The following is a 9,238-nucleotide window of genomic DNA, read 5'->3' on the forward strand; positions in this document are numbered from 1 at the left end:
GACAGCCCACCGACCTCCTCGGCCATGCGAGTACAGTGCCGGAGGAGTTTGTCGTGACGGTGGTCGGTGTACTGCGATTTCAGGAGATAGAGCTTGTCGCTGAAGGTGAGAAGAAGCTCTCTGTCGACGTCGTCAATCTCGTCGGAGTCCCGGATACGTTCGCGGAGGGACTCGACCTTGGCTCGTGTGTCATCCATGCCGATATTATTAAATTCATACGTGGGATGATGAAGGTGATGTACACATCCCGGCCTAGGCTTCTTCTGATTCACCGCTCCTGAGCGTCCGCTCGCCACTGGGGAGTTCCACCCAACCGACAGCCGGCCTGTCTACCGTACGTGCAATCTGACGTGAATATTTATGTACGATACTCCGTAACATCGGCAGGCTATGGGACCATCCGACAGGATGAAAGACGGAGACGACGAGCAGGCATCCGGCACGACGACGGCGTTCGACCGACGCGACGTGCTCCGGTCGGGAGCGGCCGTCTTCGGTGTCGGGACGCTCGCCGGCTGTCTCGGCGGCGGTGACGGAGGCGGCGGGGGCGGTGGGAGCGACGGGAGCGGAAGCGACAGCGGCGGTGACGGAGGCGGCGGTGATGGAGAGAGTTCTGGTGGCGACAGCGGCTCGGGTTCCGACTCCGACTCGGGCTCCGGCGGCGGGGAAACGACGAACGTCGCCATCATCTCCTCGCCGGCGGGCTTCGGGGACGGCGCGTTCAACGACCTCGCGCTCGACGGCCTCGAAGCCGCGGCCGAGGAGCACGACATCGAGATTCAGCAGGTCGAAGAGACCGACCAGTCGAACTACCAGACGGTCCAATCCCGACTGGCCGAGAGCTCGAACCCCGACTACGACCTCGTCGTCATGGTCGGCTTCAACCACACGCAGGCGCTGGAGACGAACGCCGCGGAGTACCCCGACCAGTACTGGATGCTCATCAACGACTCCGTCGACCAGCCGAACGTGGCGGGCTACACCTGGGCGAACCACGAGATGTCGTTTCAGGCGGGCGTCCTCGCGGGCACGATGACGACGCGCGAGCTGACCTACGAGGGCAACTCGAACGACCCCGACGGCAAGACAGTGGGGTTCGTCGGCGGCGTCGAGGGGGCGCTCATCCGAGCGTTCGAGCGGTCGTACGTCGCGGGCGTCGAGTGGGTCGACGACAGCATCGACGTCACCGTCGGTTACGCAGGGTCGTTCTCCAGCCCGCAGGACGGCCGGGAGGTGGCGCTGTCGCAGTACGACGCGGGGGCGGACATCGTCTACCACGCCGCCGCCGCGACGGGACGCGGCGTCTTCCAGGCCGCACAGGACCAGAGCCGCTTCGCCATCGGCGTCGACTCCGACCAGTCGCAGACCCTCCCCGAGTATCAGGACGTCATCATCGGCTCCGCGGTGAAGTATATCAACGAGGGCACACAGGAGGTGGCGAACGCCGTCGTCGAGGGCAACTGGGAGAGCGTCCAGGGAGCGAACGTGCTCGGCCTGGACGACGACGCGGTCGCCGTCGTCCTCGGACAGGCCGTCGGGCCGGAACTCCCCGACGTCGTCGAGGAGAACCTCGCCGCGTCGAAGCAAGCCATCCTCGACGGCGAAGTCACCGTCCCCTGCACCGCCTCCGGGTGTCAGAACTGACCCGTGATGGCAGGAGTCGCTCCACCGCGACGGCCAGCATCATGACCGCAGACCGTACGTCGACGCCCGCCGTCGAACTCGACGGAATCACCAAGCGGTTCGGCGACGTCGTCGCCAACGAGAGCGTCGACTTCACGCTCGAATCCGGAACCGTCCACGCGCTCGTCGGCGAGAACGGCGCGGGCAAGACGACGCTGATGAGCGTTCTCTACGGCCTCTACCAGCCCGACGCCGGCGAGATTCGCGTCGACGGCGACCAGCGTTCGTTCCACTCGCCACGGGACGCCATCGACGCCGGCGTCGGTATGATCCACCAGCACTTCCAGCTGGTCGACACGATGACCGTCGTTCAGAACGTCGTCCTCGGCCACGAGCCGACGAGCCGCGGACTCGTCGACCAGTCGGACGCCCGTGCGGAGATCGCCCGTATCTGTGAGACGTACGGCTTCGACGTTGACGACCACCTCGACACGCGCGTCGAGGACCTCGGCGTCGGCGTCCAGCAGCGCGTCGAGATCGTCAAGAGTCTCTACCGCGGAGCCGACGTCCTCGTCCTCGACGAACCGACGGCCGTCCTCACCCCGCAGGAGGTCGAGAGCCTGTTCGAGGTGATGGACGAACTCACGGCGCGGGGCCGGTCGCTCGTCTTCATCACCCACAAGCTCGACGAGGCGATGGCCGCCGCGGACGAGATCACCGTCCTGCGGGACGGCCGGGTGGTCGAGACGGTCGCAGCGGACGACACCTCGCGGGGGGAACTCGCGCGGCTGATGGTCGGCCGCGACGTGCTGTTCGAGACCCCCGAACGGACGACCGAACCCGGCGCGCCGGTGCTGGAGGTCGACGGTCTCACCGTCCGGGACGACCGCGACCTCGAACAGGTGCGCGGCGTCGGCTTCATCCTCCGCGAGGGCGAGATACTCGGGGTCGCCGGCGTCGAGGGGAACGGTCAGTCGGAACTAGTCGAGGCGCTCACCGGACTCCGACCAGTCGAGTCCGGCCGCGTCACGTTCGAGGGCCGCGACATCACAGACGAGAGCCGACGGCGGCGCATCGAGGCGGGCATCGTCTACGTCCCCGAGGACCGCACCGAGGCCGGTCTCGTCCAGGAGTACGACCTCGTGCGGAACGCCCTGCTGGGCAACCAGACCGTCGAACCGTACGTGCAGGGCGACCTGGGCCTCATCGACTGGCGGGCCGTCCGCGCTCACGCCGAGGACATCGTCGAGTCGTACGACGTCCAGCCACGGAACCCCGACGCCGAGGCCGCGTCGCTCTCCGGCGGAAACCAGCAGAAGTTCGTCGTCGGCCGGGAGCTCGAACACGACCCGACGCTCGTCGTCGCCGCCCACCCCACGCGGGGCGTCGACATCGGCTCTATCGAGTTCATCCACAACCGACTGCGCGAGATGCGCGACGCGGGACTCGCGGTGCTCGTGGTCTCCTCGAAGCTCGACGAACTCCAGAGCCTCGCGGACCGCATCGCGGTCGTGTACGAGGGCGAGTTCGTCGACGTCGTCTCGCCCGACGAGGTGACCGAACACGACCTCGGCCTCCTGATGACCGGACGCGGCGTCGAGACGGAGTCGGCCACGAGCGCCGTCCCCGACGGGGGTGACGGATGAGCAGTGACCCCGGCCGCGCCCGTACCCGACTCGTCCTCGAACGGGCCGCGGACCGACTGCTCCGGGCCTCGGTGCTCGAGCGGGCGCTCATCGCCGTCGCTTCGACGCTCCTGGCGCTCGTCGTGGGGGCGGTCGTCGTGGCGCTCTCGGGTTACGACGCCATAGAGTTCGTGGCCTCGCTCCTGTACGGCGCGTTCGGAACGCGCTCGAACGTGGCGTTCACCCTGCGGCAGTCGACGATGCTCATCCTCGCCGGCGTGGCCGTCGCCATCGCCTTTCGCGCCGGCGTGTTCAACATCGGCGTCCAGGGGCAGTTCGTCGTCGGCGGCTTCGCGACGGCGGTGACGGTTCTCGGCCTCGCGCCACACCTGCCCGCCGGCGTCGGCGGCGGCGTCGCGCTGCTACTGCTCGGGACGTTCGCCGGCGTCCTCGGCGGCGGCGCGTACGCGGCGCTCCCCGGATTGATGAAGGCGTACGCCGACGCGAACGAGGTCATCACGACCATCATGCTGAACTTCATCGCGTCGGGCGTCGTCTTCTTCGTCGTCGACCGGTTCCTCCGGCCCGAGGGAGCGGCCGCACCGAACACCGAGCGGTTCCCCGACTACGTCGACCTCCCCCCGCTCGTCTTCGGGAGTCCCTCCTTCTCTGTCCTCGGCCTCGGCGTCGCCCTCGTCGCCGTCGTCGTCGTCGCGGCCGTGATGGCCCGGACGCGCTTCGGCTACGACCTCGTGACGAGCGGCCACCAGGCGGCCGCAGCGACTTACTCGGGGGTCGACCACCGGCGGACCGTCGTGGCGACGATGACGTTCTCGGGGATGGTGGCCGGCCTCACCGGCGCGCTGTTCGTCGTCATGATACTGGGCTACTACAGCGACCCGAACACCTACCCGACGTTCGGCTTCGACGCCATCGCCGTGAGCCTCCTCGCGGCGAACAACCCGCTCGGTGTCGTCCCCGCGGGCCTGCTGTTCGGCGGCCTCGACGCCGGCCAGCAGTACGTCGGCTTCACGCTCGACGTCCCGCCCGAACTGGTCGACGGCGTCATCGGCCTCGTCGTGCTGTTCGTCGCCACACCCGAACTGTTCCGGATGGCCGCTATGCGTGTCGGGCTCGGGGAGAGGGAGCGATGAGCGTCGCTGACAGCGTCGCGGAGAACCGCACCGCGCTCGCCGGCGTCGTGCTGGTCGTCGCGGCACTGGCGAGTGTGGTCGTCGCGTTCGACCTCCCCCTGGCCGCGCTCGTGACCGTCGGGGCGTTCGAGCGCGCGCTCCGGGCGGCGACGCCCATCGCGCTGGCCGCCGTCGGCGGGCTGTACGCCGAGAAGAGCGGCGTGTTCAACATCGGCCTCGAGGGGTTCATGATATTCGGCGCACTCGTCGCGGCGGCGGCCGCGTGGCTCGTCTCCGGTGGCGAGTCGATATCGCAGGCGCACCTCTGGGTCGGCATCCTCAGCGCGGTGGTCGTCTGTGCGCTCCTGACGGTCGTCTTCGCCCTCCTGACCATCCGGTACGAGGCCGACCAGATCGTCGCCGGCCTGGCGGTCTGGTTTATCGGGCTGGGGTTCGGGCCGTTCACCGCGACGGTCGTCTGGGGCGGCGTTTCGAGTCCGTCGCTCCCGAACGTCGACACCGTCTCGGTCCCGCTCCTCTCCGAGATTCCGGTGCTTGGACGGGTCCTCTTCGACGCCTCGCCGCTCGTGTTGCTCACCGTCGTACTCGTCGTCGTCGCCTGGGTCGTCCTCTACCGGACGCGCTACGGCTACTGGGTCCAGGCCGCCGGCGAGAACCCCGAAGCGCTCGACACGGCCGGCGTCGACGTCAACCGCGTGCGGTACGCCACCGTCGTCGCCTCCGGCGCGATGGCGGGGCTGGCCGGCGCGGTCCTCTCTATCGGCTTCGGGAGTGGGTTCACCGGTACCGGCGTGACGATGGTCGACGGCCGCGGCTGGATCGCCATCGTCGCGTACCTGTTCGGAAACTACAACCCTGTGGGGGCCGCCGCCGCGTCGCTCCTGTTCGGCGCGGCCGACATGCTCCAGATTCAGCTGCAGACCGTCGGTATCTCCCTACCGGGGAGCATCACGGGGCTGTTCCCTTACGTGACGGTCCTCGTCGTCCTCACGCTGGTCGGCTACACCCGGATGCCGGCGGCGGTCGGCGAACCGTACGAGAGCGAGGACTGAGCGATACGGGTGTGCGGCGACGAGCGAGGCCGGACCGGGGCAGGAAGAGAGGGGGAAGGGTGAGGTGGGGTGGGACAGCCCAACGCGCGCCACGATGTCGACGCCAACGCCGACGCCGGAGACAGTGACAGGAGGGGGGGAGTGACGAGGCGGGCGGACGGCTATCCGTCGTCGTCGCGGGCCGTCTCGAACCGGGTACCGTAGATCCGTCGTCGGTTCGGTGCCGTCGAGTATCGCGTCTCTTCCGGGACCGACGAGTGTATCGTCCCGGTCGAGGCCGCCGTGTTTCGTGCCGGCATCGTCGTGACGGCCGTGGGGTTCCGCGACCGGTTCCGTCGGTGGTCCGGGAACCGTTCCTGGTTGGCCTCGCGGACCGCCCGAATCTGCTCGTGGGCGTCGATCAGCTTGCTCCGGAACGTGTCCACGGCGTCGCTCATCCCCGACTGGACGGCGTTCTCCAGCGACTCCGGGTCGACGTCGTGCGGCCCCGTGTCCGGCATCGACAGCCCCCCGTCGTCCCCGTTCTCGTCGGCGTCACCGTCGCCGTCGTCGGTCAGGTCGTCGACCTCGTTCTCGAACTCGCGCTTCTCCCGCCAGAGTTCGCGCGCGTCGACGCTCTGCCAGAGTTTGGGGAGGTCGACGAGTTCGATGAGCTTCCGGAGCGTCACGACTTCGGAACCGTCGCCCGATTCGATGGCGTCCGGGAGGTCTTCGAGTTCGAACGCCTCGGGGAGTGCGTCCCAGTCGACGGTGCCGGCGAGTTCCGTGAGGTCGGCCGTCGAGACGATGTCCTCGGCCTCGTCGGCGATGTCCTCCAGGTCGTCGAGGACCGAGAGGACGGGCCCGAGCTCCTCCTCGTCAGGCTTCGAGGCGACGAGTTCCAGCTTCTGTTCGGCCCGCTCGAACAGCTCCTCGACGGTCACGTCGAGGTCGGTCGTGGCGTCGCCGTTCCCGTCGGCGTCGTCCGTCTCCGCCGCGTCCGGGTCGGCCTCGGCCCCCGCGTCACCCATCGACGAGTCGAACCTCCAGGACGCCGTTGTTGAACGAGTGGTCGAGGATGGTCCAGTCGGTATCGTCGAGTGGGACTCGCTCGACAGGTCCGCCGTCGACGCCGACGGCGAGCGAACGCCCGTCCCGGTCGATGTCGACGACGATGTCGTCCTCGTCGACGCGCGGGAGGTCCGCGACGACGACGAACTCGTCGTCCCGCCACGTCGTAGTGACGTGCGGCGTCGGTCGGTCCTCGTGCGGCGTCGGTCTGTCGTCCGAGGGCTGTCTGTCGGGTCTGTCGGGTGGCGAGCCCAGCGTTCCGACCGAGAGCGAGTAGTCGACGTTGGTCCGTCCACTGGACCGCTGACCGCGCCGGGTCCGGTCGTCGGCCTCTTCGAGTTCGGCGAGCAGTTCGAGCAGTGCTCGAACGAACCCCCCGGGTCGCTCGTCGTCTTTCATCACCCGACAGTAGGGGCGAAATCCACATACCGGCGCTGCTGGCACGCGCAAGCCGGCTTCGCCGGAGTCTCGCGCGCGCCGTCGACGGCGTGGCCAGTGGCGCGTGCGTCGCGCGGTGACCGAACGTGGTCGCCGACTGCGCCCGAACGGTCGGTGAGACTGCGGTCCGGCGTGCCACTGGCGTGTGCGTCGGGGGCTGCTCGGACCACTGCCAGTGTCCGGGGCGTCGGCGCCCCGCGTGGCAGGTGCAGGCACAGTGACGAAACGAGTTCGGAGTGAATGTCGTGTATGGTCGACTGCCAAGAGACCGACGCGACAGTGCAGCGAGTTCTTCTCACCGACGGTGGACAGGAAAGTGGCGACTCGTCTGACGGCGGCCAGCAGAACGAGGACGGCTCGTCCGAGAGCAGCCAGCAGAACGAGGACGGCTCGTCCGAGAGCAGCCAGCAGGGCGAAGACGGCTCGTCCGAGAGCAGCCAGCAGGGCGAAGACGGCTCGTCGGGCGGTAGTCAGCAGGACGGCGGCGGCCACCCTGGCGACGAGTCACCGCCGACGCCCGACACCGGGGACGCGACGTCGGTCCTGTTTCTCGACCTGAAGGGACTGTTCGTCGAACTCCTCGGCCTCGAAATCGACCTCGAAGACGTGGTCCTCGAAGTCGAGGCGGACCCCGGGTCGGGCAACCTGCTCGGCAACCTGCTCTCGGCCGTCGCCGGACTGCTCGACTCCGGACTCGGCGGAGGGCTCAAGGGTCTCCTCGACCGTCTGCTCGGTGGCATCCCGGGAGCCAGCGGCAGTGGCGAGAGCGGCAGCGGAGAGAGTGGCGACGGGGAGAGCGGCGAGTCGACGGGTGAGGCGATCACGGGCCGTCTCCAGGACACGTTCCAGAGCACCATCGACGATCTGCCGGTCGAGGAACTCATCAGTCAGATCGTCACCGAAGTCGTGAGCCAGTTGCTCGACCAGTCCGACGACGGGGCCAGCGAGGCCACGCAGAGCGGTGGCTCGACGGGGAGCGCCGAGGCCGAAGCATGAGCAGCGCCGAGTCGAACGTCGTGTCGGGTATCGACACGGACCTGCTCATCGAGAACATCGACTACGAGGAACTGTTCGAGGGGACGGCGCTGGAGGGCCTCGACCTCGAGAACGGGTCTATCGCCGAGGAGGTCGGGCGTTCGCTCGGCGAGGCCATCGGACGCGCACTCGGCGAGACCATCGGGAGTACGCTCGGGGCGATGCTGGTCCCTATGCTCCTCGATGCCGGGGACGACGACGCGGAGTCCGAGGGGACGAGCGGTGAGGACGCGGAGGGCGACGGGAGCGAACAGGAGGAGAGCGACGATGAGTGACCCCGACGGCGCGCCGCCGGAGAGCGACCGGAGCGTCCACCCACCATGAGCTCAGACTCCACACTCTCGACCGCCGTAGAGGCCGCCCAGGAGTCGTTCGTCGAGGCGGTCGACACGGACGACGACGGTTCGCTCCTCGGAAGCGAGGGGGCGATGGAGGCCGTCACCCAGGCAGTCGACACCGACGAGGTGGAGGCACTCTTCTCGGAGGGGGAGGCGGTGGAGTCGGTCGGCCGCGAACTCGGGAGTCGCGTCGGGGCCGAACTCGGCTCGACGGTAGGTCGCGAACTCGGTGGAGTCGTCGTGCGAGACGTCCGCGAGCGCAAGAGTCTCCGGACGATTCTCGTCGACGTCGCCCGTCGACTCGTCGAACTCCTCGCGGCGTTGCTGCGGAACGCCGACGTCGGCTCGGCCGCGTCGCGGCTCAGAGACGCGTTCGACAGCGCCACCGACGTGACGGACGAGGTGACCGACGACGCCGACGCCGAAGACGACGAGGAGACCCAGACGACCGACGACGCCGACGCCGAAGACGACGAGGAGACCCAGACGGCTGACGAGGACGCTGACTCCGAGTCCGGCGGGTCGAGCGGGGGACTCTCGGACATGTCGGCCGACGACCTCGAGCAGATGCGCGAGGAGACGTACCGGGAGCTCCTGGAGGTGATGTCGTACCGCGACATGCAGTCCATCGCGAAGGAACTCGACGTGAAGGCGAACCTCAGCGAGGACGAACTGACGGAACGAATCGTCGAACAGTTCGCCGAACAGACGAACGAGTGAGTCCACACCGACTCAGATGACGGACGAAACCAAGAGGCGAGTGAACCGCCTGCTGGAGGACGCCGGGGGCCTGGTTGAGTCGCTCGACCCCGACAGTGAGACCGACGACGACGTCGCGGACGAGTTCGACGACCTCTCTCGGGAGGCGAACGACCTCGTCTCCCAGGCCGAACCCGTCGAGTTACTCGACGCGGTCGGTGCGA

At 68.4% G+C, this 9,238-nt stretch carries 11 protein-coding genes; 9 read left to right on the top strand and 2 right to left on the bottom strand.

Annotated elements, in window-relative coordinates; translation table 11 throughout:
* From ACESK5_RS17850 to ACESK5_RS17870, 5 genes are all read left to right on the top strand, one after another.
* A partial coding sequence (locus ACESK5_RS17850; RefSeq protein ID WP_372912935.1) for a hypothetical protein occupies nucleotides 1-281 on the top strand: 281 nt, incomplete at its 5' end.
* A 127-nt stretch (nucleotides 282-408) separates the two neighbouring features.
* Nucleotides 409-1,644: a BMP family protein gene (locus ACESK5_RS17855; RefSeq protein ID WP_372912945.1), complete on the top strand. Its 1,236-nt coding sequence runs from the start codon at nucleotides 409-411 to the stop codon at nucleotides 1,642-1,644.
* 41 nt (nucleotides 1,645-1,685) lie between these two features.
* Nucleotides 1,686-3,269: an ABC transporter ATP-binding protein gene (locus ACESK5_RS17860; protein WP_372912936.1), complete on the top strand. Its 1,584-nt coding sequence runs from the start codon at nucleotides 1,686-1,688 to the stop codon at nucleotides 3,267-3,269.
* The gene (locus tag ACESK5_RS17865) at nucleotides 3,266-4,402 is read left to right on the top strand and encodes an ABC transporter permease (protein ID WP_372912937.1); all 1,137 of its coding nucleotides are present in this window, start codon (nucleotides 3,266-3,268) and stop codon (nucleotides 4,400-4,402) included. The genes ACESK5_RS17860 and ACESK5_RS17865 overlap by 4 nt, the downstream gene beginning before the upstream one ends.
* On the top strand, nucleotides 4,399-5,454 hold the full coding sequence (locus tag ACESK5_RS17870; RefSeq protein ID WP_372912938.1) for an ABC transporter permease: 1,056 nt from the start codon (nucleotides 4,399-4,401) through the stop codon (nucleotides 5,452-5,454). Before ACESK5_RS17865 ends, ACESK5_RS17870 begins: the two co-directional genes overlap by 4 nt.
* 161 nt (nucleotides 5,455-5,615) lie before the next feature.
* Here the strand turns inward: ACESK5_RS17870 and ACESK5_RS17875 are convergent, their stop codons facing one another.
* Together ACESK5_RS17875 and gvpH are read right to left on the bottom strand one after the other, a co-directional pair.
* On the bottom strand, nucleotides 5,616-6,464 hold the full coding sequence (locus tag ACESK5_RS17875) for a hypothetical protein (RefSeq protein WP_372912939.1): 849 nt from the start codon (nucleotides 6,462-6,464) through the stop codon (nucleotides 5,616-5,618).
* On the bottom strand, nucleotides 6,457-6,903 hold the full coding sequence (gene gvpH, locus ACESK5_RS17880) for a gas vesicle protein GvpH (protein ID WP_372912940.1): 447 nt from the start codon (nucleotides 6,901-6,903) through the stop codon (nucleotides 6,457-6,459). The genes ACESK5_RS17875 and gvpH overlap by 8 nt, the downstream gene beginning before the upstream one ends.
* A 288-nt stretch (nucleotides 6,904-7,191) precedes the next feature.
* On the opposite strand from gvpH, the gene ACESK5_RS17885 reads away from it, so the two are divergent.
* The 4 genes from ACESK5_RS17885 to ACESK5_RS17900 form a co-directional block, all read left to right on the top strand.
* Complete coding sequence (locus ACESK5_RS17885) at nucleotides 7,192-7,938, top strand: hypothetical protein (RefSeq protein WP_372912941.1); 747 nt, start codon at nucleotides 7,192-7,194, stop codon at nucleotides 7,936-7,938.
* On the top strand, nucleotides 7,935-8,252 hold the full coding sequence (locus ACESK5_RS17890) for a hypothetical protein (protein ID WP_372912942.1): 318 nt from the start codon (nucleotides 7,935-7,937) through the stop codon (nucleotides 8,250-8,252). The genes ACESK5_RS17885 and ACESK5_RS17890 overlap by 4 nt, the downstream gene beginning before the upstream one ends.
* A gap of 45 nt (nucleotides 8,253-8,297) precedes the next feature.
* The gene (locus ACESK5_RS17895; RefSeq protein WP_372912943.1) at nucleotides 8,298-9,035 is read left to right on the top strand and encodes a hypothetical protein; all 738 of its coding nucleotides are present in this window, start codon (nucleotides 8,298-8,300) and stop codon (nucleotides 9,033-9,035) included.
* A 16-nt stretch (nucleotides 9,036-9,051) separates the two neighbouring features.
* Nucleotides 9,052-9,238, top strand: a 187-nt coding sequence (locus ACESK5_RS17900) for a hypothetical protein (protein ID WP_372912944.1), incomplete at its 3' end; no start/stop codon positions are given.

Source organism: Salinigranum sp., assembly GCF_041641895.1.
Taxonomy (GTDB): domain Archaea; phylum Halobacteriota; class Halobacteria; order Halobacteriales; family Haloferacaceae; genus Salinigranum.

Coding starts and splice junctions, on each gene's coding strand:
- ACESK5_RS17855 (WP_372912945.1), top strand. CDS start 409: ATGAAAGACGGAGACGACGAGCAGGCATCCGGCACGACGACGGCGTTC.
- ACESK5_RS17860 (WP_372912936.1), top strand. CDS start 1,686: ATGACCGCAGACCGTACGTCGACGCCCGCCGTCGAACTCGACGGAATC.
- ACESK5_RS17865 (WP_372912937.1), top strand. CDS start 3,266: ATGAGCAGTGACCCCGGCCGCGCCCGTACCCGACTCGTCCTCGAACGG.
- ACESK5_RS17870 (WP_372912938.1), top strand. CDS start 4,399: ATGAGCGTCGCTGACAGCGTCGCGGAGAACCGCACCGCGCTCGCCGGC.
- ACESK5_RS17875 (WP_372912939.1), bottom strand. CDS start 6,464: ATGGGTGACGCGGGGGCCGAGGCCGACCCGGACGCGGCGGAGACGGAC.
- gvpH (WP_372912940.1), bottom strand. CDS start 6,903: ATGAAAGACGACGAGCGACCCGGGGGGTTCGTTCGAGCACTGCTCGAA.
- ACESK5_RS17885 (WP_372912941.1), top strand. CDS start 7,192: ATGGTCGACTGCCAAGAGACCGACGCGACAGTGCAGCGAGTTCTTCTC.
- ACESK5_RS17890 (WP_372912942.1), top strand. CDS start 7,935: ATGAGCAGCGCCGAGTCGAACGTCGTGTCGGGTATCGACACGGACCTG.
- ACESK5_RS17895 (WP_372912943.1), top strand. CDS start 8,298: ATGAGCTCAGACTCCACACTCTCGACCGCCGTAGAGGCCGCCCAGGAG.